The organism is Spirosoma agri (genome assembly GCF_010747415.1).
Lineage (GTDB): Bacteria > Bacteroidota > Bacteroidia > Cytophagales > Spirosomataceae > Spirosoma > Spirosoma agri.
In genome coordinates this window covers 65,755-89,106 of sequence record NZ_JAAGNZ010000002.1, presented here as the reverse complement: position 1 = coordinate 89,106, position 23,352 = coordinate 65,755, and the positions used below count along the sequence as shown (strand labels likewise).

Genomic DNA, 23,352 nt, shown 5'->3' with positions numbered 1-23,352 from the left:
CCGATGGCTGGCTGTACCTTTTTACCCACTTGAGTACCCATGCGGAACAACATTATACGGCCGATTCTGCTCATCGGTCTGCTGTCCGTCAGTTTATTTACGGCGTTTGGCTTAACGAAGCCAGGGCGTAATTTATGGATCCGGCTTGCTCCGTCGGGGCATGCTCATAAGGCAAAAACCAAACGGGTAGTAGCCCCTGTTGCCCGAGTGTATCCGCATGCGAGACCCGTTGAGGTTTTCACGATGTCGGATAGCGGCCAGCACTGGGTCGACAGCGTTTTTCACACGCTTACACCCGAGCAGAAAATAGGACAGTTCTTCATGGTGGCCACCTTTTCCAATCGCCACGATAATCATTATCAGTACATTGATCACCTCATCCAGACGAATCATATTGGCGGTCTGATCTTTTTTCAGGGCGGCCCCTATCGGCAGGCCGTACTGACGAACCGATATCAGGCATCATCAAAAGTACCGTTGCTTATCGGAATTGATGGCGAATGGGGACTCGGCATGCGGTTAGACAGTGCTATGGGCTTTCCCAAACAGATGGCCCTGGGTGCTATTCGCAACAACGAACTGATCTACCGAATGGGTGCCGAAATTGGCCGTCAGTGTCAGCGGCTGGGTATCCACATCAATTTTGCGCCCGTCTCCGACATTAACAGCAACCCGGCAAATCCGGTCATTGGCGTTCGTTCATTCGGGGAATCGAAAGAAAATGTGGCATTCAAGGCATCAGCTTACATGCGTGGTTTGCAGCAGGAACACGTCATTGCTACCGCCAAACACTTTCCTGGTCACGGTGATACCAATGCCGATTCGCACCACACGCTGCCAACCGTCAGCCGGTCGTCGGAGCAGATGCGTGAAATCGATCTCTATCCGTTTCGTAAACTTATTGCCGATAGCCTGATGGGTGTTGTTACCGGTCACCTGCACGTACCGGTAATGGATAATACGCCCGCCCTGGCCGCTACGTTATCCGAAAAAATCGTCACGGAATTGCTGAAAAATGAGTTGGGTTTCCGGGGCTTGGTGTTTACCGATGCGCTGAATATGGGGGGTATTAGCCGTTCGCCCAAAGCCATGGACGTTAACCTCCGGGCCCTGATGGCCGGCAATGATATTCTGCTTTATCCGGAAAACGTACGGGAAGCGGCCCAGAACATTCAGAATGCAGTTCAGCAGGGCGTTATATCGCAGGAGTTCATCGACGAAAAGGTCAAAAAAATTCTTCGTGCCAAATTCTGGGCGGGCCTGAACAAGTACAAACCCATCAATCTGGCGGGCTTATCCGCTGAACTGAATTCGCCGGAAGCACAATTGCTGAAACAGGAACTCTGCGAACAGTCGGTCACCATTGCGACCAACCGCGAGAATTTACTGCCAATTGGTCGGTTAGACACCGTGCGTTTGGCTTCTATTGCCATTGGCGCGGATGTCGATAATGATTTCCAGAAAACGCTCAGCCAGTATGCTCCTTTTCAGACGCTGGTCTATCCCAACAAGCTCGTTTCGGAAACGGAACTGAACGATGCGCTGGCTCAGGTCAGTACGGCCAATACCGTAGTCGTCAGTTTCCACAAAATGAGTGAGTCGGCTGTCCGGAAATTTGGCATCACAAAGACATCCTTTGATCTGGTAACCCGCCTGAAACAACGGGGCGCTAAAGTCATTGTTACCGTTTTTGGTTCACCCTACAGTCTTACCCAGTTTTCCGATGCAGATGCCCTGGTGTGTGCGTATCAGGAAATGGACGAGATGCAGCGCGTTGTTCCGCAAATTATCTTTGGTGCCTTAGGTTCGCGTGGGATGTTACCCATCTCAACGGGCGACCTGAAGGTAGGACTTGGTGAAATGCTGAATCCTGAAGGTCGGCTATCTGCCGGTTCGCCGGAGAGTGTGGGCATGAAATCGGCTACGCTGGCCAAGATCGACGCTATCGCGCAAAGTGCGGTTCGGGATCGTGTCGTTCCGGGTTGCGAAATTCTGGTTGCCCGAAAAGGTAAAGTTGTCTACAGCAAAAACTTCGGCGCGTTGACCTACAGTCCCGGTGCCGAAAAGGTAACCGACGAAACCCTGTACGATCTGGCATCGCTTACCAAGGTACTGGCAACGCTCCAGAGCGTCATGGTCCTCTACGACCGGAAGCAGATCGATCTGAGCCAGAAGGCTTCGTTTTATCTGCCCGAACTGAGAGGAACCAACAAACAGAATATTGTTATTCAGGATCTGCTGTGGCATCAGTCCGGGATGGTGTCGTTTTATCCGACGACCTGGGATCGGACGCGAACACCGGGTGGTGGCCTGAAAGCGGACTATTATAGTGCCACGCACGATACATTGCATACGCTGCAAATAGCACCGACGCTCTGGGCTACACCGGCCCTTAAAGATTCGGTCTGGAAATGGGTCATTCAATCGCCGATGTCGCGCAAGATGGACGAGTCTGGCAAACCGGCCTACGTATACAGCGATCTAAATTTTCTGACGTTACAAAAGATCGTTGAGCGTGTCAGTAAACAGTCTCTTGATGTGTTCGTCACGGAGAACGTGTACAAACCATTGGGTCTTCATCAACTTGGTTTTACTCCCCTTCAGCGGCTAAAGAATCCGCATTGTGCGCCAACGGAGCAGGATACGTACTACAGAAATCAGTTGCTGGTGGGTACGGTGCACGACCAGATGGCCGCTGTTCAGGGTGGTATTTCGGGCCACGCCGGGCTTTTCGGGAACGCCCACGATATTGCGACGCTGCTTCAGATGAACTTACAGAAAGGCGCTTATGGCGGTGAGCGGATTTTTCAACCAATGACGGTTCCATATTTTACGCAAACGCTGAGTAACCGCAGCCATCGGTCATTGGGTTGGGATAAGCCCAATCCGGAGAGCTCCAGCAGCGTTTATCTGGCCGAACAGGCTTCGGCCAGGTCATTTGGCCATACCGGTTTCACGGGTAATATGGTCTGGGTCGATCCCGATCAGGAACTGGTGTTTGTGTTCTTGTCCAACCGAATCTACCCAACGGCGGGCAATAACACAATCAACACAACCAAACTGCGTCGGCGTATTCACGAGCTGATCTATAGTGCTGTTCAATAGCTAGTTATTCTACCAGGATCGTTTTGTTTTTCAGATGCCACCTTAAAAAGTGGCATTTTTATTGTAGCGGTGACCTAGTAAAAATGCTCATTCTCTTTCCGGAAACTACCGTTGCAAATTCGTTACCTTTAGGCTCTTAACGCTTTATCCAGTAAACTGTATGAATGGACGTATACTCCGTTTTTACCTCTTCATTTGTTTGTGTATGACCGGTCCTGCGATACATAGCATGGCTCAGACGATCGCGACGAATAGCTTGTCTGTCAGCATAGTATGTACCGGATCGAGTCGTACGCTATCCATTCCGTTTTCAACCACAGGTACCTTCGCGTCGGGGAATGTATTCATTGCGCAACTCTCGGATGTCAACGGCACATTTTCCGGCACGGTCGCTACCATTGGTACATTAGCGGCCACTCCTTCCGGCACGTACACAGGTGCCATCAGCGCGAGTATACCAACAACGCTGACCGCCAGTGCCAATTACCGAATCAGGATTATTGCCAGTGCCCCCGCCCGGACCAGTACGAACACACAATCGTTTGTTATTCAACCGACACCCGGCCTACCCAGCGTAACCGTCCCGTCGCCCTATTGTGCCAGCGACCTTGCCAAACCATTGACCGCCACAGCCACAACGGGGGGGACGCTGAACTGGTACGGAACAAACGCGTCCGGTCTACCCACAACGACAACCTCAACACCTGATACCAAGCTTATCGGAACGACTCCGTATTACGTCAGCCAAACCGTCAATGGGTGCATCAGCGAAAAGGCCGCCATCCCGGTCGTTGTGAATAGTCGGCCAAGTGTTCCGGTGATCACGAACAAATCGTATTGCGTAGGCGACGTCGCCAGCGCCTTATCTGCAACGGGAATTTCCGGAGCAACCTTAAACTGGTATGGTAGTCCAGTTAGCGGAACTGCCTTGTCTACTGCACCGACGCCCGGTGTCGCTGTTGCTGGCTCTACGGCCTATTATGTCAGCCAGACGATCAATGGGTGCGAAAGCAGCCGTGCCACGCTTGTTGTCTCGGTCAATACCAGACCAGCAGCCCCCCGAACCGTTACCCCGACGCCCATTTGCCAGGGAGCCACGACGCCAGCCCTAACCGCAACAGCCTTGTTCGGAGCCACTCTGCGGTGGTGGGGAACGAGTTCCAGCGGGGGTTCCTTCTCAACGACCTCGCCCACTCCTACCACGCAGACCAGCGCGACGTATTACGTAAGTCAGGTATTGAACAACTGCGAAAGCCCCCGGTCTGCCATCGCGGTAACCATAAACCCAACGCCAGCCGTGCCGGCGGTTGTATCATCGCTTAGCTACTGCCAGAATATAACCGCCAATCCGCTATCGGCGACCGCTTCGTCCAACGCGACCCTGAACTGGTACGGCGCCAATCAGACCGGAGGCACGGCATCGTCTACTGCAACAACGCCCGGCACTGGCACCAGCGGAACGACGATGTATTACGTCAGTCAGACGAGCGGTAACTGTGAAAGTCAGCGAGCCAGTATTTCCATCCAGGTCAGACCGAGCCCGACGGCACCAACAGTCACGAGTCCGGTTATCTACTGTCAAAACCGACAGGCAACCCCGTTGACGGCCTCGCCGACAGCGGGTGGCACACTAGTCTGGTATGGCACGAATGCAACCGGCGGGACAGCATCGGCCACCGCGCCAACACCTACGCTCACGGCTACAGGTTCGACCACGTATTATGCGAGTCAGACTCTTGGCGGTTGCGAAGGGCCCCGCGTCGGTTTTGTTGTCACGGTTAACCCCACGCCGGCAGCACCGAGTGTCGCTAATCTAAGCTATTGTCAGGCGCAGAAAGACCAGCCCGCTCAGGCAATACCCGCTTTGACAGCAACCGGTCAGAACCTTCGTTGGTACAATCCAGACGGAAATACGTATGCCAGTGCCCCGACACCACCTATATCGCAAAGTGGGACCTTTAGTGTTCAGGTCACACAAACGGTAAACAACTGTGAAAGCGATAAAGCCACGATTCAGGTTGCCGTGCAGTCAGTAGCCGCCCCGACAGTGCCTAAATCGGTAGTCACCTATTGTGTCGACGGAAAATCAGTTCCTCTGGAAGCTACCGGCCAATCGGGTAATATCCTGCACTGGGTTGATCCCTATGGGCGTGATATGACGAGTGCCCCAACACCGCCAACCCTGAACGTAAACGTGCAGCCGGGCGGTGACAGCTACTACGTGTATCAAGTCAGTCCCACGGGTTGTTACAGTGCGCGGTCAACGATACGAGTCATCGTGAATGCTATACCGACATTATCGTTGACGGGCTCGACTGCTATTTATCTAGGACAGAAGGCTCCCCTGCGGTTAACATTCACGGCTAATCCACCGTTCAGCTACACCATAACAGGTGGTTATACCGGACTATCGAACACAACGGATACAACCATTTTCGTCTTGCCCCGAGGGGCCACAACCACCTATCAGGTCAGTGCCGTAACGAACAGTTGTGGACTGGGTCTTCCCGGAAATCCGGCCACAGCTATAGTCACCGCTCAGGTACCGACAATCACGACCAGCGCCGTCAACGCGACTACTTTGTGCGCAGGAACATCGCTGGCTGTCCCTTTCACAACAACCGGTATTTTTATCAACGGTAACGCCTTTAAGGCGGAGTTGATAAGCGTTGCTGATACGAGCAAAAGATATGAGATCTCTTCCGGCACAGCGGCTAGTCCTATCACGGCAACGGTGTCGGGCACACTGGCTTCGGGTCGGTATTACATTCGGGTCAGCGGATCGAATCCAGACATTGGTATTTTGGGATCGATCAGCCCAACGATCCTCACAATACGATCAAAACCAACCGCCACGTTGACCGGCAATCAATCCGTAAACCTGGGCGCCCCCGCTAAGTTAACCATCGCATTCGGTGGCGATAGCCCCTGGGCGGTCACCTACGCGGACAGCGTTCAGTCTTATTCAGCCTCTACGTCGGTCAACCCTTACATGGTGGAGGTACGGCCTACCCGCACCACAACTTACAAGCTGGTTAGTGTAAGCAACGGTTGCGGTTCAGGAACCATTTCGGGTACGGCAACTATAAACGTTATGACCGTATTGGGCGTTGAGGATACGACACTCGACCCGCTGGTTCAGGTCTACCCGATTCCAACAGCGACGACAGTGATGGTGGACATTGACCTGCCGTTAACCCGTGATCAGGCAGTGTTGTCCATAACGACTATGCGCGGGCTACCCATTCGTCAGCTAACGACTCGTACGCATCACACGGAGATCGACCTCAGCAACCAACCGGCTGGTATCTATTTGCTCCGTATCCAGATCGGTGACCGACAATCCGTTCGAAAAATCGTCAAGCAATAAGTGTAGCGATCCGGTAACGGAGATAACTGGTTGCCACTGGTGAGAATAGTTTAAAATATCCGTTTACTCGATCAACTCCGTCACCTATTCCCCGTCAGCCAATGTTTTCCGACGAATACTTCATGGACATTGCACTCGGACTCGCCGAAGAAGCGGCAGAGGACGGTGAAATTCCCGTTGGCGCGGTGGTCGTCTGTCAGAATCGGATCATCGCCAAAGGGCGTAACCAGACTGAGCAGCTTACCGATGTTACAGCCCATGCCGAGCTGATGGCCATCACGGCTGCCGCGCAGTATTTGGGGGCCAAATACCTCAGCGATTGCACCCTTTACGTAACACTGGAACCCTGCGTGATGTGCGCAGGTGCCCTATTCTGGGCGCAGGTTGGCCGGCTGGTCATTGGCGCACCGGACGCGAAGCGAGGCTACAGCCGGATTAATCCGTCCCTTCTCCATCCAAAAACACGGCTCGAAACAGGTATCCTTGCCAGCGAAAGTCAGGCCTTACTGGCTAAGTTTTTTCGACGCTTAAGAACATAAACTGACAGAGCCGTGTTGTTTTAACCGAACTATCATCCATCTTAACTATTTAGTCCAATGGCTTTTGTATTAGACCCACTACCTTACCCCAGCGACTCGCTCGAGCCAAATATCGATAAGCAGACCATGGAAATTCACCATGATAAGCACCACAATGCCTACGTTACAAATCTGAACAACGCCATTGCGGGAACAGAGCTGGAAAATAAATCAATTGAAGAATTGCTCCAAAACGTTAGTCAGGCTCCCGTAGCCGTTCGCAACAACGGGGGCGGTCATTATAACCACACGCTATTCTGGAACACGATCTCCGGCAGTGGTGGCGGTCATCCTACCGGCGAACTAGCCGAAGCAATCACAACGAAATTCGGGTCACTTGACGCGTTCAAAGAAGAATTTACGAAAGCCGCTACGACCCGCTTCGGTTCAGGCTGGGCATGGCTTATTGTGACGCCAGAAGGCGAATTAGCCGTCACGTCAACCCCTAATCAGGATAACCCACTGATGGATATTGCTGACGTAAAGGGCTTCCCAATTATTGGCCTCGACGTATGGGAACATGCCTATTATCTAAAGTACCAGAACCGTCGCCCCGAATACATTGCGGCCTACTTTAACGTAGTGGACTGGAATGCTGCTGAAAAACGTTTCCAGCAGGGCAAACAGGCATAGGTTTCGTCGTGAATGATGAATAATGAAGTGGCAAAAAAAAATGTCATTTGTTAGTCATCATTCACCATTAAACTTTATCTTTGCAGTCTCAAAAACGGTGATTGTAGCTCAGTCGGTTAGAGCGTCGGATTGTGGTTCCGAAGGTCGCGGGTTCGAGCCCCGTCTTTCACCCTACTTAAAAGCCTCCCGGTCATCCGGGGGGCTTTTTACGTTAATAGCCTCCAATCCTCTGGTAGCTCGTCTATGTCCGTAACCATTCCCGTAGCCGTCCGATACCATTCTACCGTGCGCACGGTTCTCGTTTTGAGCTACATGGCTGGAATCGTCGGCCTGCAATCGCCTTCCCTGGCGGTCTATTTCAGACCGTTAAGCCCAGTTATTCTTTTTTTCTCTTTATTGGTCCTGTTACTCTATCATACTGACTGGCAACCCGCTTTTTACGTGTACCTGATCCTAACGCTCGTAACCGGCTATTTCGTTGAAGTGCTGGGCGTCCATACAGGATTTGTTTTTGGCCATTATGCCTACGGTGAAGGTCTCGGTCCTAGCGTGTGGTCCGTTCCACCAATTATTGCCGTCAATTGGCTCCTTCTGACATACGGCTGCGGTTCCGTGTGTAGTCATCTTACCATTCCGGTATGGCTTAAAGTACTGGCAGCCGCCACGCTGATGGTGGTGCTGGATCTATTCATTGAGCCGGTAGCCGTTCAACTGGACTTCTGGACCTGGTTTAATAAACCCGTTCCTTTACAAAATTACCTGGGCTGGTGGCTCATCTCGATCGTGTTATTCACGATCTGGTATGCTTTACCCTTTGACAAGGAAAACCGGCTGGCAAAGTGGTTGGTAATACTCCAATTCGTCTTCTTCCTCAGTCAATCTTTGTTCATGTTTTTATAGATAATCATTAAACAAAGTCAACATTTTGGTGTTATATTCGTACAAATTAGCTGATCGATCAAGTCTAGAATCAGCATTAATTCGTACCTACTTAATTGAGAACGACTAGTCCTTCAGGAGCCGGAATGGCAATTGGCGGATAATATAGTCGGTCGAAATTCTTTTTTTGTCCTTCTTCACACGTAATAGATTTGTTCATGAGTAGTTATTCCATCAAGGATTTAGAGCAACTTTCGGGCATTAAGGCCCATACGTTGCGAATCTGGGAACAGCGCTACAGTATCATTTCTCCCAAACGGACGGATACCAATATTCGCACGTACGACGATCAGGATCTTAAGTTAGTGCTGAACATCTCTCTGCTGAAAGATCATGGGTATAAGATCTCTGAAATCTCGAAACTGTCTATCGAGGATATGTTTCGTGAAGTGATCAAGATATCGGATCGGCAACTCAGTTATCCGGACCAGATTCATGCGCTCACGATTTCGATGATCGATCTGGACGAAGAACGTTTCGAGAAAATCATCAGCACCAACATCCTTCAGTTCGGTTTCGAAAACACGATGATTCATATCATCTATCCCTTTCTGAGTCGAATTGGTACGCTTTGGGTAACAGGCTCGGTTGGCCCGGCGCAGGAACATTTTATCTCGAGCCTGATCCGGCAGAAAATAATCGTTGCCATTGATAGTCAGCCAAATAAGCAGGGCCCTACTGGCAAGAAGTACATGCTGTTTTTGCCGGAAGGTGAGCTTCATGAAATCAGCCTGCTCTTTAGCAACTACATTATTCGGGCTCGCTCAAATAAAGTTATTTATCTGGGGCAAAGCCTACCGTTCAGCGAGTTGGTCTTTGCTTACAACGTTCATAAACCCGACTATCTGCTTACGGCGATCACGTCCGTACCTGCCAATCACGAAGTTCAGCCATTTGTCAACCGGCTCGTTAAAACGTTTCCCGATGCGCACCTGCTGATGACTGGTTATCAGGTGGTAGGGCAGGATATCGATATTCCCGAAAATGCGACGATCATCAATCAAATCGAGAACCTGATGCGAATTGCCACCACATAGTTTCGGGAATGGGATGTACGTATCGGAACGGATATTGTTCGCTACTGACCGATGATACCCTGCGCGAAGGCCAGCGCCCGCCGTTCGGCATAGGTGTATGGATCGCGGGCAACCATGAACCCAACGTGACCTCCGGTTGCTGGTGTTTCCAGAAAGACAAGCGGGTGCGATTCGGCAAGCCAGCCCGGCGAACACTCCGGCGACAACAGGGGGTCGTTCTTTGCGTTGAGCAACAAGGTAGGTACCGCAATATTCGGCATAAAATGGACAGCGGATGCCTGATCGTAGAAGTCCCCGGCATCTCGGTAACCATTGACCGGGGCTGAAAAAAAATCATCGAAATCGCGCCACTGCTTCACCTGACTTAGTTTCGTCATATCCAGCCGCCCCGGAAATCGATCCGCTTTCTGGCTCAGTTTACTGACCAGTTTTTTCATGAATCGATTGCGATAGAACCGATTCGACGGTTGGTCGAGCAGCGAAGCACTGGCTCCTAAGTCTGTCGGGGCTGAGATCGCAATACCGCGTTTGACCGCATCCGGGCGTTGTTTTCCATGAACACCGAGGTACTTTAGAATGATATTGCCGCCCATGCTATACCCCACCAGCACGACCTCTTCATACGGCTTCGTACGTAGCGCATGGGCAATGACCTCGGCAATATCCCCGATTTCCCCATGATTGTAAAGCCGGAATGCGCGGTTCATTTCCCCGCTACACGACCGGCAGTTCCAGGCCAGCACATCGAAACCTTGTTGCGAAAAAAGCCGGGCGGTGCCAAGAATGTATTGCCGTCGACTATCACCTTCCAGCCCGTGCGTCAGAATAACCAGCCGCTTACTGCCCGTATCGAGCCAGTCGAGGTCCAGAAAATCGTCATCTGATAGGGTCAACCGTTCGCGTTCGTAGGCGACACCCGTTACCTTACGCATCAAACCGGGGACGATCGTTTGCAGATGACCATTGTAGAGGTAAGCCGGTGAACCCGAGTACGATGAATTTAGCAGTGGCATATGCTGAACAACAGCTACTTTTAAGGCGTTGTTTCAGGAGACCTTTCTTTTTATGCACACTGCCTTATACCTTTCGGTGATCATTGCCAGCACCATCAAATTTGTCGGAGGGCCGTTGACGGGCGCTACTCTGGGCTTGTCCTGGATTGAAACAGCTACCTGTACAGCAATGGGCATGATGATCAGTGTCGTGACGATTACCTACGCCGGTGCTGCCATACAGAAACTGGTCGACCGTTTTCGCAAACAGCGGCCAAAACGGTTTACGAGTCGGACCCGGCTGGCTGTTCGTATCTGGAAGCGCTTCGGTCTGGCGGGCATTGCGTTCCTGACCCCTCTGCTGCTCACTCCCATTGGGGGCACTGCGTTAGCCGTCTCGTTTCGGGTTGGTCGTGGTCGATTGGTGCTGTATATGCTTTTGAGCGCCATTTCCTGGGCGGTTGTTCAGAGCCTGGCCGTTTATCAAATTCCGGGTTTGAAAGGGCTTATTACACGATGAGCCAACCAGTATACTGATCGGCTCATCGACAAATGTATAGTCAGCTATTGGCTTAGCGGCTCACCGTTTGGGCAACGGGCGTAACTGGTTTTTTGTTGAAGTCTCCGCGAGAGAAGTACTTTTCGATCAGACAGTACATCAGAATGAAGAAATAACGACTGCCCATCTCCTTGATCTTCAGTTTCGATTCGCCATACTTCCGGTTTGTCCAGCTATTAGGCACTACGGCGTAGCTATAGCCACGCACCATTGCTTTCAGCGGTAGTTCGACCGTCAGATTGAAGTGAGGGGCAAGAAATGGCTTGATTCCTTCAATCGTCTCCCGCTTATACAGTTTGAAGGCGTTAGTGGTATCGTTGTATTTGATGCCCATCACCATCTTCACGATGAAGTTGGCAACCCGATTGATGTATTTCTTAAGTGGTGGATAATCAATCACTTTTCCACCCTTGCCCCAACGCGACCCGAACACGGCATCGACATTCGTTTCGAGCATTTTGTTGTAGAACTTCACCAGATCTTCCGGATCGTCGGACATATCGGCCATAAATACCGCGACGCAATCGCCCGAAAAACGCTCCAGACCGTATCGAACGGCATAACCGAACCCATTGGGACCGAGATTGGTGAAGGGTACCAACGTCGGAATCTCATTGGCGGCCATCTCCTCCAAAATCCGCAATGTTCCGTCTTTCGAGTTGTCGTTCGTAACGCAGATTTCGTGTGGAATACCGTGTTTCGCCAGTGTCTGGTACAATGCCCGCAACGTGGGTGGCAGCGACTCTTCTTCGTTATAGGCCGGTATGACGACGCTTAATTTCATAACTTCATGTACGGATTCTGGCCCGTGGTTTTATGGCTGATTTCCGAGCTTACGTCCTCATTGACTCAGCTCCTAAAAAAATTACCGATAAGGCAGCAACCGAATCGTACTGTAAAGTTTGGCTAACGGCTGTGGAACAATATAATCACGAATGACAAGTTTCGCCTTATCCCAGCCGGGTTTTCCCAGATAAAGGTATTTTACGGCGAGCTGAGCCCGCCGAAAATAACTATTCTTATATTGTTTAGCATCAAGCATCATCCGATAATAGCGGGCAATATTCCGACGCAACAAGTGATCGTATCGATAGTCAAGCTCCTTATTGATATCACTGTACATCTGAATGCGGTTGCGCAAAAACGTTTCATCCGCATAATTGTCCGCGAAGCTGGCTCCACCCCGATTCTTCCGGTAAACGGACATCACATCCGGAATGTAGCCGATCTTCCCAAGCTTAGCCTTCAGGATCAACCGGGGAATATCACCGCTCGACGACTCACTAAACCAGGCCGGATACTCCTTTATATTGTTCCGGAACATCGTACTCGACGTAGCCATGAACCAGATTTCATCCTCGCCGATCAGGTCATCTAGCTCATAGTAAGGCTTCATGACCAGACCATTCAGCAAATGCGATGGCGTACCATCTTCGTACGTGATCAGGGCATTATTGAAAACCGTCGAGTAGTCAGGGTGCGCATCCAGCAGGTCGGCCTGCTTCTGAAGCTTGAGCGGATCGGTCCAGTAATCATCACCATCCATTAGAGCCCAGTACTCGCCTTTAGCCAGTTTCAGCGTTTCCAGGCAGTTTATACCGCCGTTTTTGCCCATGTTATGCGGATGCAACACACCGATTACCAGACCAGGATGCTTTTGCTCGTATTCCTGGATAATTTCGCGGGTACCATCCTTCGAGAAGTCGTCACCAACCAGAATTTCTATGGGAAACGTCGTTCGCTGCGCAAGGGCACTGTCGATGGCTGCACGAATAAATTTATGCTGATTGTATGTAATAATCAGAACACTGACTTTTACCATGGATACCTGAGTGATGATTTCGATTTACTGTTCAGCGTCTAGCTTCATGACCAAACCTGGTCAGCCATTGATCGTCAACAACAAATCTAAACAATTCCTTTCCAATAGGCGTTCCGGGCCCATTGAACCGGGCGCTTTCCGCCCTTTATTTTAGGATAGGCTGGGTCGCATAACCGAATCCCGATGCGCCAAATCCGTTGCCGTTGTAGAACATAACCCACTCATCCTGATTTGGAAAGATGTGGCAGTAGTCCATCATCAACGAATCCCAGCCTTCGGGCGAGCGTTCAATACCGGCCTGCTCATCCTTCCGCTCCCACACGATTCCGTCTTTCGATTCGGCGTAACCGATGCGGTAACTACGCTGCACATCCGTGCGGTAATTGGTCGCGTTGCGGTATGAGAAATACATTTTGTACAAATCGCCGTCCTTATACACCGTCGGGCGTCCGATCGCATCCGTAAATTCGTCGTAGCCCACACAGACCTGACCCGTACGTTCCCAGTTGATCCCGTCTTTCGATTCGGCGTATTTGACATCGTAGAACGGCTCCGGATGGCCGTTGATCACTTCAATTTTCGTGCAGGACAGGTACCACATCCGCCACGCATCGCCCTCGCGAATGATACACGGCTGAGCCACCCACACCTGATCGTAAATAGACCGATCGAGCAGAGGGCCATCGTATTTACGCTGGAATGTCAACCCGCCGTCGCGACTGATGGCCAGACCGATGGCAAGCCGGTAACTGGCCGTTTCGCTCTTGTTCCAACCGGTATAATACAGCCAAATTTCGTCACCAACGGGCAAAAACCACGAAGGCATTGTACCCGTTTCATCGAACGTGCCAACGGCTCCTTTCGTGAGGCAGGGCTTATCGTGGATGTACGTAACCTCGGATAAATTGGCCGGATTGAGTTCAACGAAAGAAACAGCCGAGGCTATGGTTTCGTCGCGCGTCGAGAAATAGACCCGCAATTTATCGCCCATCGGATACCCGAAAGGAACCTGTGCATGCGTAAGACTGAATGCTTTTGACCCGTCGGGTTTGTAGATAAGTCCTTTTTTTGTCCACATAAGAAAGCTGGTTTGGCAAATCGGGTTCAGGCTGGCTAGCCAGGCCAAAACATACGATTCAGTTTAGTGATTCAATCAGCAACAGGTTGGTTACTAGCGGCTAATCCGCCAACCCGGTCGTTGCGAACGTAAATTCTGGTATCGTTGACAAGGCCAACGTAGGTATAATGAGATGCAACGAACTGGCCCATTGGTTTGATCAGTTCATGCCCCTGCGTTTTACGATCATTCATCCAGAGGTTCTGGCTCCCGACAGCATCCACAAATACGGGCGGAGTCGAGCGCATAAAGTCACTGGCGTATCGCTTCTGGTAATCGGCCAGCATAGGGTGATCAAATGCACTTCGGATGGTGTGGTTTTCGGCAACACCCTGCGGCATCTGCGTCTGCACGTAATAATCACACCGCCACCCCCAGACAGCCAGTTTCTCGCCCGGACGTGCATATTTTCTCACCTCGGCAGCGACCGGCGATTGCGGAACGGCCCAGCCATTCTGCTTCTCGGATGAGTACAGGTTTACGGGTATTTTGTTAATAAATTTCGGGATGGTCTGCACACCGAATAAAGCCAGAAAAACGGCGGTCGCGCCCACAGCCAGCCAGTATCCCAGACGGTTGGGTTCCAGAATCTGCTTCCAGCCAAAAGCCAGTAAGAAGAGCAAGGGACCCGTCAGGAAAAAGAGATAATGGACGTATTCGGAGCCGGTGCGCGTAATGGCAAACAAGGTGGCAATCAACAGTAAGCCGATAAAACCACCCACCTGCATGGTATTCACGCTCAAGTGAATCTTACGACGAAAGGTCATGACCAGACCAGCTACGCTTATCAACGCCACAAACTTGACGAGCCAGTCGAATTCACTACCCTTCTGAAAGAATTCAGGCAATCGAAGCAGGCTCTGTACTTGATCCGTGTTACCAGCGTAGCGGAAATTACCGATGATGTAAAAGGTCACAAAATCGTCGTAAACGCCGTTACTGTAAGTCAGCAAAACGACCAGCAATGGAAACGCCAGTGCACACAACCCTAACGTGACAATACGGCCAATTTTAGCCGAAATCGCCAGATTTGGCCGTATCAGAACGTCGATACCAACAACCAGACCGACAACAGCCGCTAGTGGAACAGCCTGTAATTTTCCGAACGGCACCATGCCCAACAACAAACCGATCAGTCCGATTCGGAACAACGACGGTTCTTTCTGACGCAGTAGTGTCGCGTAGAGATAATAACTCCAGCTCAGTAGCAGCAGCGCGATCAGCTCACTGTTGTAGTGCAGAAAATCACCATTCTGCGTGAGGCCAAGCATGAAGATGAAGGGCAGCAGGGCAAGCCGGGAAGCCGTTTCGCCAAACCAGCGGGTTGCCGTTCGATACAGCAGCCACAAGCACACAGCGATCAGGCCGAAAGCAGTCAGGTGGGCAGTTATGTAGTCGAAGGGCAGGCCAAAAAAGCTGGGGACGATCAGGAAGTAACTATCCAGAGGTCCGCCCGTTGTACCATCCACCGACCGGAAGTAGACCGGATCATGCCGAAGCGTAAGCGCCTGCGTAATCATCTGACTCTCATCGGGATTGATCTCGTAATCGAACACGATGCTCGGCAACCGAAGCAGGAACAGCATAACTACAGCCAGCGTGACGAAGAGCCGACCGTTAATCTCCGGCCGGATCGCCAACCACAGCAGCGCCCAGCAGAGCGCATACACAGGAAACCAGTACAGTGTCGGAAAGCTATCGAAACTAGGCATGTATTGACCACTAAAAATGCCAGTCGCATGGGCTGGCATTTTTAGCGCAAAAAAGAAAAGACTATTTCAGAACGGATAACCGGGCAACCATGCTGTCGTGAATCTGAGTCATCGTCTGCTCAAGATCATACGTCCAGTTCCAGCCCGGATAATGCTCCTTAAACTTGTTCAGATTCGAAATGTACCAGATATGGTCACCGCTCCGGTTTGTTTCCGAATACTGGTAATTCATTTTATTGCCCGAGATTTGCTCGCACAAGGCAATGGCTTCCAGCATCGAACAGTTGGCATACCGGCCACCACCGGCGTTGTATACTTCGCCCGGACGTGGATTCTGGTAAAAATGCCAGAACATGTTCACCAGATCCCAGCTGTGAATATTGTCCCGAACCTGCTTGCCTTTATAGCCGAAAATCGTGTACTGGTTTCCGGTAATCGCACATTTCATGAGGTAGGACAGGAACCCGTGCAACTGAGCGCCTGAGTGGTTTGGCCCCGTCAGGCAGCCACCCCGGAATACGCCCGTGTTCATGCCGAAGTAACGACCGTACTCCTGCACCATAATGTCAGCCGCTACTTTCGATGCGCCAAAAACCGAGTGTTTCGTGTGGTCAAGGCTCATGTACTCGTCGATACCATCCTTGAAGTAGGGGTGGTTTTCGTCGATTTCCCAGCGGGTTTCGGTCTCAATCAGGGGTAGGAAGTTCGGATTATCTCCGTATACTTTATTGGTTGAGGTGAAGATGAAAACCGCTTCCGGGCAGTTCAGGCGGGTCATCTCAAGCATATTGAGCGTACCGACCGCATTAACGCCAAAATCAGTGAAGGGTTCACGAGCTGCCCAGTCGTGCGAAGGCTGAGCCGCCGTATGAAGCACTAACTTGATGTCGGTGCCATATTCCTTGAAGATGGGTTCCAGCTGCGACACTTCCCGAATGTCAGCGGTGTAGTGTTTATAAGAAGCGTAGGACTCAGACAGGCGATTCCGGTTCCACTCGGTCGAACCATCGGCCCCGAAAAAGTATTGACGCATGTTGTTGTCAACACCGATAATAAGGTCGAATTTATCAGCAAAAAAGGCAACTGCTTCGCTTCCGATAAGTCCAGCCGAGCCTGTTACTAATGCAATATTCATAGCGTCTAAGCTGTTTGTGACGATTTACTTATTCAAAAAGTACTATAAAGTTCTGTGTTTCAATCAGACAAAGTAAAGCAAAAAAACTAGATACTACTACGCCTTACGCTCAAAAGCGACGCACTGGTCAAGTTGACCCATGCGTCGCTCTCACTATCTGTTTAGACTGAACCGCTCAATTGTTAAGATTAATCACTATTTGTATCAATCCTTAGCAATAAAAGTTACTGCTTTATAAAAATTATTAAGCTCCCTGACCGTTAGTACCGGGTCCAAATAATTTCTGACGAATTTTATCGGTCCGCTGATCCAGATCTGGGTTCGGGGTATATTTATATTTCGTTTGTACAGCAGCCGAGTCTTTGCCCGCTCCATATACTTCAGGGTCACCCGCCCGGTAACCAGGGCGAAAATCGCCTGCCCGGTAGTCAGCCTGACGGATCGTGTTATTTTTCTGATAGTCACAGGATGCCAGCGACAGCACGGCGGCTACCATTAATCCTGCACTGAATACGCGTTTCATAGCCACTTGATTACGAATTGATTCTGCAAACTTACGAAAGAGTCGCTAGTCGTAGGCGCTTGCCCGGTAGTTTTTTACTAATTATCTCGTAATCGCTTACTTTTTAAGCCGCTCGATTTCTTCCCACACAAATTCCATAAGCTCACGGATGTACTCGCGGGAAAAATCAAACGGGACATTAGCCGCTGCGTAGATCTCGCGAATGGGTGTTTTATAACCCAGACTAAGCGCGTTTTTGTAACCCGCCAAACCCGCTTCAGGATCACGACGATAATTGCGCCAGACACCGATGGCCCCTAACTGGGCAATCCCGTATTCGATGTAATAGAACGGCACTTCATACAAATGCAATTGCCGTTGCCATAGGTAGGTCTTGACTGGCTCCAGTTCCGCCCAGTCCGTGATGTTGTCCGCGAATCGGGTATAGATCGAAAGCCAGTTTTCACGTCGGTCGGCCACGCTGTGTTTTGGATTTTCGTAAATCCAGTGCTGAAACTTGTCGATCGTTGCTACCCACGGCAATGTTTCAATGATGGATTCGAGATGTTGAAGCTTGGCCCGGCGCAATTCTTCGGGATCGTCGAAAAAGACGTCCCAATGGTCCATAGACAGCAATTCCATGCTCATCGACGCCAGTTCGGCTACTTCCATCGGCGGATTCCGGAAGGCTTTCAGCGGCAATTCGCGCGTAAGGAACGAGTGAATGGCGTGGCCTCCTTCGTGAACCATCGTCACCAGATCACGCAGACTCGACGTTGCGTTCATGAATATAAAGGGCACGCCAATTTCCTCGAGCGGATAGTTGTAACCGCCGGGTGCTTTCCCTTTCCGCGATTCCAGGTCCAGATGGCCCATGGCACGCATGATGCGCAGGTCATCGCCCAGCGAACGATCGAGCCGGTCGAAGCAGGTGATCGCTTTTTCGATGAGTTCAACACCCGTATGAAAGGGCTTCAGCGGTGGCCGTCCTTCTACGTCTACTTTCATGTCCCACGGACGCAGCTCATCAACACGGAGTCGATCCTTCCGATCCTGAGCCAGTTTGTCCAGCAAGGGAACGACGGCATCGGCCACGGAGTCGTGAAAATTGAAACAATCTTCCGGCGTATAGTCGAACCGACCCAGCGCGGCAAACGAATAATCGCGAAAATTAGCAAATCCGGCATTGACCGCAACCTGATGGCGCAGATCCCGCAACCGGTCGAATAACTCATCGAGCGCGTCATGGTCCTTGTACCGCCGTTGCCAGATCGTGCGCCATGCGTTCTCACGTACGGCCCGGTCCGTAACCTGAAGCAAATCGCTGGCTTCGGGCAGAGTCATTTCATGCCCGTTGATGACCACGGTCATAGCACCGGCAATGGCACCGTATTTTCGCTCTTCGGTCTGAATTTCCGTTTGAAGCGGAATATTTTCATCCCGGAAAATCTCGATGCCCTGTTTGATGCCCCGAACCATCACCGCGTAGCCTTCGTCGGTCAGTTGGCTCAGGTACGGGCTATTGATGGTCTTGATATCAAGATCGTTTCCGTATGAAGTCATGGGTGGCTGAATTTCGGCGATAAAGAAGTTCAGCCGATTCACCAGCTCTTCATTGGCCGTGTCGCAGGTCATCTGAATATAGCGCCACGCAAAGTTTTCGGACAGATAGGATTCCAGTTCGCTCCGATCCAGCAGCCATTGCTTTAACTCGTCGGCACTGTCAAGAGGGCGGTTCAGCAGTTCATCGTATAGCGGCTTCACATCATCCCAGCTTTTCAGGTCCGTACGATCGTTGAACCGGTCTTCACCGATGAACTGACGGGGTGGACGATTGGGAATAACTAAGGTTTCGTTTGGGGTCATAACAAAGAGCCAGGTAGCCGTTCTGATAATTAGTTCACGTTTTAACAAAGCAAGCGGCTTTCCGGTCACCTTACAACTAAGTCGCTGTAAAACTTTTTTGTTTAGTTGCTTGCATCTACGAAAACCTTCGTATATGTTTACTACGAAATTATTCGTAGATGCTTATGAAGCCAACAGATGCTGAACTGGAAATACTACATGTGCTCTGGACCAATGGGCCGAGTACGGTTCGTCAGGTGCTCGACCAGTTGAGTCAGAGCCGTGACATCGGCTATACAACCGCCCTGAAACTGATGCAGATCATGCACGAAAAAGGGTTGCTTCGTCGCGATGAGGATGCACGCTCACACACCTACTCGGCAGCCGTAACCCAGGAAGAAACCCAGCGGGGGCTGGTCGATCGATTTGTCGAGACGGCCTTCCGGGGATCGGCGTCCAAACTGGTGATGCAGGTGCTTGGCCAGCACAAGACATCGCGCGAGGAACTCGATGAGATCAAGCGATTACTGAATGACCTGAACCGGGACCAATAGACCTTACCTTCTTAACACGACTTTGTCATGAACACGATCACCTATCAGCTGTCAAGTCCGGTTATGTATTCGCTGGGCTGGACCTTATTCCACGCACTCTGGCAGGGATTTGCCCTGGTTTTATCAACAGCCCTGGCTTTGCATCTGCTACGTAACCAGTCGAGCGTAGTTCGTTATCGGGTGGGTGCGCTGGCACTGTTCGTTCAGTTGCTCATCTCGGCGGGTACCTTTGGCTGGTATTACGAACCGGTTTCGTCCATACTCAATGCGCCCGCTCCCACCCTGCCGATGCGCTCGTTTGCTATTCATTGGCAGACCGTTTCGCGAACAGTGCCTTGGCACAAACAGGTACAACTCTTTCTGGATGAACACCTAAGTCAGTTTGTACTGATTTATCTGCTCGGTGTGCTTCTGTTTGGACTTCGGCTCACGGGTGGCTGGCTTTACCTGCAACACCTCAGTCGAACGGCAACCAAACCCGTATCCGATCAGTGGGCCGAGTTGACCAACCAATTACGATCGACGCTGGCCATCCGGTCGATCATCCACGTACGGGAATCCGCCCGGATCGCGGTGCCGATGGTGGTAGGCGTGCTGAAACCGGTTCTGCTGCTCCCGCTCGGACTGGCAACCAATCTGTCGATGCGTGAAATTGAAGCCGTACTGGCTCACGAACTGGCGCACGTCAAACGGCATGATTATGCCGTGAATTTACTTCAGTCAGTTATGGAAGTGCTTTACTTTTTCCACCCGGCTATCTGGTGGCTATCGGCACGGGTTCGGGAAGAACGCGAACATTGCTGCGATGACCTGTCGGTGCAGGCTTGCGGGGGAAACGGGCGAATTCTGGCGCAGGCACTGGCCCGCATTGAGGAATTACGACTGGCGCAATCGAACCTTACGCCTTCGCTGGCGATGGCTCTGACATCAAAGCGGCAGTTGCTGCTCCAGCGAGTTCGGCGTATGTTGGGCGTACCAACACGTCCGGTGGTATCAAACGGCAGTCTGGCCGGATTGACATTGGCCACGCTGTTACTGGTTAGCGCATCGGTCTACGCTGTTCAACAACAACCCAAACCCGCCAAACCAAAACCGCGCGCTTCACGACAGCACAGCGTGGGTAACGGGACCAAGTTTGGCCTGTCAGATAATAACAAGGTGGAGTACATTATCTGGAAAGGGCAGAAATTACCGGCAAGTCGGGTTAAGCGGCTACAAAGTCAGTTGGATCAGGTGATGACGGGTAAACTCTCGCTGGATGATGTTCCGCAGGCCGACCGTGATATTCTACTCACGATCATCGAAACAACCCATTCGCTGGGTGATGGCATGAATGCGCTTAATGAAGGATTAGGGCAAATCGACTACAGTACGATCGTCGCATCAGCGATGGATAACATACCACTCAGCCCCGATGGCACGGTGGAGGGACTAGCCAATGTGAATTATGACAGCATCATCCATGACGCCTTTACCTCTCTTCATGATGCCCAGGCCGTTGCCGACACGATCATTCAGGGATATGCAACCCAAACACCTGATTTCGATGGGTTGGCCATGCTCCGCAGACAAGACAGTATTGCCGACCAGCAGGAGCTGAATAAAGGAAAAGTAGCCTTACTTCGGGCGCAGGCTCAGTCGCAGCAGTTTACCGTTGAATCGGTTGAGCGCGTTATCGAACGAATCGAGCGGCAGAAGTCCGTTCTCGAGCAGAAACGGTTCTTGCTGACAACCAATCAGCAAAACACGATCATGAAAAGTGGTTTTGCCCGTACCGATTCAGCGCAAGCCACTTTGACCAAACAAATAGAAGCCGGGGAGGCTGGCATCCGGAAAATTGAAGCGGAGATCGAAAAGCTGAATCAGCAACTGATCAGTACCCAATCTGAGCTTGAGAAGGCCGAGAAGCCGCTCCGCGAAACGGAACTACAGATCCGCAAATTAGGCTATACAAACTATCTGTCGGCCTGGAGTCATACGGGTATGGGTGCGTCGGCTCCACTTATGCGCGGACGGGCTCAATCTATTGGCCCCATTGGGCCTGTGGGTCCGGCCCGGTTACAAAGAGCAGGAGTACCTAACCTACCAGCCGTACCACCTGCCTCTTCGAAAGCCGTGCCAGCCCGACCAGCCGTACCACCTACCTCTCCAAAAGCAGCACCAGCTCCCAAGCAGGATTGAAATTAGTGTAGCGTGGACGGTCGGCCGTTGCCGCGAATATCCGAGATCAATAGTTATGGCTACTGGTCACGGGTTTCTGCGGCAACGGCCGACCACCTACCCCAGGTTTACTCGATTTCGATGACCACATCCCGACCAATGGGGTGGGCAACGCAGGTTAGCACATAGCCGGCCTTTAACTCGGATTCGGATAAGCCATCCTCTTCGTCCAGTTTCACCTTCCCGGATATACAACGGCCCAGACAAGCCGTACACATCCCCGCCTGGCACGAATAAGGCAAGTCTATATCCAGATCCAAGGCAGCTTCCAGAATAGTCTGGTGGGGTGCTACCGCAAATTTATATTCGCTGCCTTCGTACAATACCGTCACTTCGGGCGACCCACTGTCTCCGGCGGTTACCGGTTCTTCGATCACCTCGCCAGCTGCGACAGGTGTTGTGATATAACTCTCCTTAAAGACGCGGTCGTTCGGAATATGCACCAGCGACAGGGCCGAACGTGCTTCGGCCATCATACCATCGGGACCGCACAGATAAAAGCTCGCATTCTGACGATCGGCAGCAGGCAGTGAATCGATCAGCTTCGTAATGGTATGCTGATTCAAACGCCCTTCGAGACCCGTCCAGCTACCCGTTGGCTGACTAAGCACGTGCGTTACCTTAAAGCGCGATGCTCCGTAGGCCTGTTCCATGGCATCCAGATGCGGTTTGTAGATGATCGTATGCTGACTGCGGTTTCCGTAGATGAGCCAGATGCGGCTGTCCGGTTCTACGTGTAGTGCCGATTTAGCCATCGAGAACAGGGGCGTAATACCGCTCCCGGCCCCAATCAATACAATGGTCCGCCGATTCTTTGCGTCCAGCTTGGGCACGAAATTACCCATTGGCTCCAGCGTCTCAAGAATATCGCCCGACTTAACATTATCGTATAAGTGATTGGAAACCAGCCCTCCGGGTACTCGTTTCACCGACACTGCCAGCGACACATCCACATGCGGAGAAGACGCCATTGAATAGGATCGTCTTACCTTCTGTCCGTTGATAGTCAGCAGAAATGTTAAAAACTGACCGGGCTGGTAACGCACTTCCTCGTTGAGCGGGTGCCAGAATGTGATCGTTACAGCGTCCGGCGTTTCCCGAACAACCTCTTTTACTTTTAGAAAATACCGATTTGCCATTACTATTCAGGTTGTTGTCAGCTTATCGCTCGCAGGGTGTTGATTACGCAGGTAGTGACCGCAATCAAACGATAAGCCGATTGCAAAGGTACA

Annotated in this window: 18 protein-coding genes and 1 tRNA gene; 10 read left to right on the top strand and 9 right to left on the bottom strand. The window is 51.4% G+C overall.

Annotated features, from left to right (window positions below; genetic code table 11):
* The first annotated feature begins 39 nt into the window (after nucleotides 1-39).
* The 7 genes from GK091_RS17060 (at nucleotide 40) to GK091_RS17030 (ending at nucleotide 9,662) form a co-directional block, all read left to right on the top strand.
* Nucleotides 40-3,105 carry a glycoside hydrolase family 3 N-terminal domain-containing protein gene (locus tag GK091_RS17060; protein WP_164041008.1) on the top strand — a complete coding sequence of 1,022 codons (3,066 nt, stop codon included), beginning with the start codon at nucleotides 40-42 and terminating at the stop codon, nucleotides 3,103-3,105.
* Nucleotides 3,106-3,334: 229 nt separating this feature from the next.
* A complete protein-coding gene (locus GK091_RS17055; protein ID WP_246202304.1) occupies nucleotides 3,335-6,475 on the top strand; it encodes an Ig-like domain-containing protein in 3,141 nt (1,046 codons plus the stop codon).
* A gap of 101 nt (nucleotides 6,476-6,576) precedes the next feature.
* The gene (locus GK091_RS17050; protein WP_164041003.1) at nucleotides 6,577-7,014 is read left to right on the top strand and encodes a nucleoside deaminase; all 438 of its coding nucleotides are present in this window, start codon (nucleotides 6,577-6,579) and stop codon (nucleotides 7,012-7,014) included.
* Nucleotides 7,015-7,071: 57 nt separating this feature from the next.
* A complete protein-coding gene (locus tag GK091_RS17045; protein WP_164041001.1) occupies nucleotides 7,072-7,686 on the top strand; it encodes a superoxide dismutase in 615 nt (204 codons plus the stop codon).
* A 96-nt stretch (nucleotides 7,687-7,782) separates the two neighbouring features.
* Nucleotides 7,783-7,858: transfer RNA gene (locus GK091_RS17040), tRNA-His, on the top strand.
* A 71-nt stretch (nucleotides 7,859-7,929) separates the two neighbouring features.
* Entirely contained in the window at nucleotides 7,930-8,586 is a 657-nt protein-coding gene (locus GK091_RS17035) for a carotenoid biosynthesis protein (RefSeq protein WP_164041000.1), read from the top strand.
* 197 nt (nucleotides 8,587-8,783) lie between these two features.
* On the top strand, nucleotides 8,784-9,662 hold the full coding sequence (locus GK091_RS17030; RefSeq protein ID WP_164040998.1) for a MerR family transcriptional regulator: 879 nt from the start codon (nucleotides 8,784-8,786) through the stop codon (nucleotides 9,660-9,662).
* Between the two features lie 41 nt (nucleotides 9,663-9,703).
* Here GK091_RS17030 and GK091_RS17025 read toward each other — a convergent pair whose 3' ends face one another.
* Nucleotides 9,704-10,675, bottom strand: a complete 972-nt coding sequence (locus GK091_RS17025) for a YheT family hydrolase (protein ID WP_164040996.1) — start codon at nucleotides 10,673-10,675, stop codon at nucleotides 9,704-9,706.
* A 52-nt stretch (nucleotides 10,676-10,727) separates the two neighbouring features.
* Between GK091_RS17025 and GK091_RS17020 the strand changes: the two genes are divergently transcribed.
* The gene (locus GK091_RS17020; protein WP_164040994.1) at nucleotides 10,728-11,174 is read left to right on the top strand and encodes a hypothetical protein; all 447 of its coding nucleotides are present in this window, start codon (nucleotides 10,728-10,730) and stop codon (nucleotides 11,172-11,174) included.
* 52 nt (nucleotides 11,175-11,226) lie between these two features.
* On the opposite strand, the gene GK091_RS17015 is transcribed toward GK091_RS17020, so the two are convergent.
* The 7 genes from GK091_RS17015 to GK091_RS16985 all read right to left on the bottom strand — a co-directional run bounded on the left by GK091_RS17015 (nucleotide 11,227) and on the right by GK091_RS16985 (nucleotide 19,367).
* Nucleotides 11,227-11,997 (bottom strand): glycosyltransferase family 2 protein, encoded by a 771-nt coding sequence (locus GK091_RS17015; RefSeq protein WP_164040992.1) that lies wholly within the window; start codon nucleotides 11,995-11,997, stop codon nucleotides 11,227-11,229.
* Nucleotides 11,998-12,078: 81 nt separating this feature from the next.
* Nucleotides 12,079-13,035, bottom strand: a complete 957-nt coding sequence (locus tag GK091_RS17010) for a glycosyltransferase family 2 protein (RefSeq protein ID WP_164040990.1) — start codon at nucleotides 13,033-13,035, stop codon at nucleotides 12,079-12,081.
* A 145-nt stretch (nucleotides 13,036-13,180) separates the two neighbouring features.
* Complete coding sequence (locus tag GK091_RS17005; protein ID WP_164040989.1) at nucleotides 13,181-14,113, bottom strand: glycoside hydrolase family protein; 933 nt, start codon at nucleotides 14,111-14,113, stop codon at nucleotides 13,181-13,183.
* A 71-nt stretch (nucleotides 14,114-14,184) separates the two neighbouring features.
* Nucleotides 14,185-15,864 carry a hypothetical protein gene (locus tag GK091_RS17000; RefSeq protein ID WP_164040987.1) on the bottom strand — a complete coding sequence of 560 codons (1,680 nt, stop codon included), beginning with the start codon at nucleotides 15,862-15,864 and terminating at the stop codon, nucleotides 14,185-14,187.
* A gap of 61 nt (nucleotides 15,865-15,925) precedes the next feature.
* The gene (locus GK091_RS16995) at nucleotides 15,926-16,999 is read right to left on the bottom strand and encodes an NAD-dependent epimerase/dehydratase family protein (RefSeq protein WP_164040984.1); all 1,074 of its coding nucleotides are present in this window, start codon (nucleotides 16,997-16,999) and stop codon (nucleotides 15,926-15,928) included.
* 244 nt (nucleotides 17,000-17,243) lie between these two features.
* Complete coding sequence (locus GK091_RS16990; RefSeq protein ID WP_164040982.1) at nucleotides 17,244-17,522, bottom strand: hypothetical protein; 279 nt, start codon at nucleotides 17,520-17,522, stop codon at nucleotides 17,244-17,246.
* 96 nt (nucleotides 17,523-17,618) lie between these two features.
* Nucleotides 17,619-19,367 (bottom strand): M3 family oligoendopeptidase, encoded by a 1,749-nt coding sequence (locus GK091_RS16985; protein ID WP_164040981.1) that lies wholly within the window; start codon nucleotides 19,365-19,367, stop codon nucleotides 17,619-17,621.
* A gap of 164 nt (nucleotides 19,368-19,531) precedes the next feature.
* Here GK091_RS16985 and GK091_RS16980 point away from each other — a divergent pair, with 164 nt between their 5' ends.
* On the top strand, nucleotides 19,532-19,900 hold the full coding sequence (locus GK091_RS16980; protein ID WP_164040979.1) for a BlaI/MecI/CopY family transcriptional regulator: 369 nt from the start codon (nucleotides 19,532-19,534) through the stop codon (nucleotides 19,898-19,900).
* A 27-nt stretch (nucleotides 19,901-19,927) separates the two neighbouring features.
* Nucleotides 19,928-22,081 carry a M56 family metallopeptidase gene (locus GK091_RS16975; protein WP_212592979.1) on the top strand — a complete coding sequence of 718 codons (2,154 nt, stop codon included), beginning with the start codon at nucleotides 19,928-19,930 and terminating at the stop codon, nucleotides 22,079-22,081.
* A 107-nt stretch (nucleotides 22,082-22,188) separates the two neighbouring features.
* Here GK091_RS16975 and GK091_RS16970 read toward each other — a convergent pair whose 3' ends face one another.
* The gene (locus GK091_RS16970) at nucleotides 22,189-23,259 is read right to left on the bottom strand and encodes a ferredoxin--NADP reductase (RefSeq protein WP_164040977.1); all 1,071 of its coding nucleotides are present in this window, start codon (nucleotides 23,257-23,259) and stop codon (nucleotides 22,189-22,191) included.
* Nucleotides 23,260-23,352 lie beyond the last annotated feature (93 nt).

Bases quoted from the DNA above. Each gene is read 5' to 3' on its own strand.
- GK091_RS17020 (WP_164040994.1), top strand. From the start codon at position 10,728: ATGCACACTGCCTTATACCTTTCGGTGATCATTGCCAGCACCATCAAA.
- GK091_RS17025 (WP_164040996.1), bottom strand. From the start codon at position 10,675: ATGCCACTGCTAAATTCATCGTACTCGGGTTCACCGGCTTACCTCTAC.
- GK091_RS16985 (WP_164040981.1), bottom strand. From the start codon at position 19,367: ATGACCCCAAACGAAACCTTAGTTATTCCCAATCGTCCACCCCGTCAG.
- GK091_RS17045 (WP_164041001.1), top strand. From the start codon at position 7,072: ATGGCTTTTGTATTAGACCCACTACCTTACCCCAGCGACTCGCTCGAG.
- GK091_RS17055 (WP_246202304.1), top strand. From the start codon at position 3,335: ATGGCTCAGACGATCGCGACGAATAGCTTGTCTGTCAGCATAGTATGT.
- GK091_RS17015 (WP_164040992.1), bottom strand. From the start codon at position 11,997: ATGAAATTAAGCGTCGTCATACCGGCCTATAACGAAGAAGAGTCGCTG.
- GK091_RS17035 (WP_164041000.1), top strand. From the start codon at position 7,930: ATGTCCGTAACCATTCCCGTAGCCGTCCGATACCATTCTACCGTGCGC.
- GK091_RS16970 (WP_164040977.1), bottom strand. From the start codon at position 23,259: ATGGCAAATCGGTATTTTCTAAAAGTAAAAGAGGTTGTTCGGGAAACG.
- GK091_RS17030 (WP_164040998.1), top strand. From the start codon at position 8,784: ATGAGTAGTTATTCCATCAAGGATTTAGAGCAACTTTCGGGCATTAAG.
- GK091_RS17050 (WP_164041003.1), top strand. From the start codon at position 6,577: ATGTTTTCCGACGAATACTTCATGGACATTGCACTCGGACTCGCCGAA.
- GK091_RS17005 (WP_164040989.1), bottom strand. From the start codon at position 14,113: ATGTGGACAAAAAAAGGACTTATCTACAAACCCGACGGGTCAAAAGCA.
- GK091_RS16995 (WP_164040984.1), bottom strand. From the start codon at position 16,999: ATGAATATTGCATTAGTAACAGGCTCGGCTGGACTTATCGGAAGCGAA.
- GK091_RS17010 (WP_164040990.1), bottom strand. From the start codon at position 13,035: ATGGTAAAAGTCAGTGTTCTGATTATTACATACAATCAGCATAAATTT.
- GK091_RS16980 (WP_164040979.1), top strand. From the start codon at position 19,532: ATGAAGCCAACAGATGCTGAACTGGAAATACTACATGTGCTCTGGACC.
- GK091_RS17000 (WP_164040987.1), bottom strand. From the start codon at position 15,864: ATGCCTAGTTTCGATAGCTTTCCGACACTGTACTGGTTTCCTGTGTAT.
- GK091_RS16975 (WP_212592979.1), top strand. From the start codon at position 19,928: ATGAACACGATCACCTATCAGCTGTCAAGTCCGGTTATGTATTCGCTG.
- GK091_RS16990 (WP_164040982.1), bottom strand. From the start codon at position 17,522: ATGAAACGCGTATTCAGTGCAGGATTAATGGTAGCCGCCGTGCTGTCG.
- GK091_RS17060 (WP_164041008.1), top strand. From the start codon at position 40: ATGCGGAACAACATTATACGGCCGATTCTGCTCATCGGTCTGCTGTCC.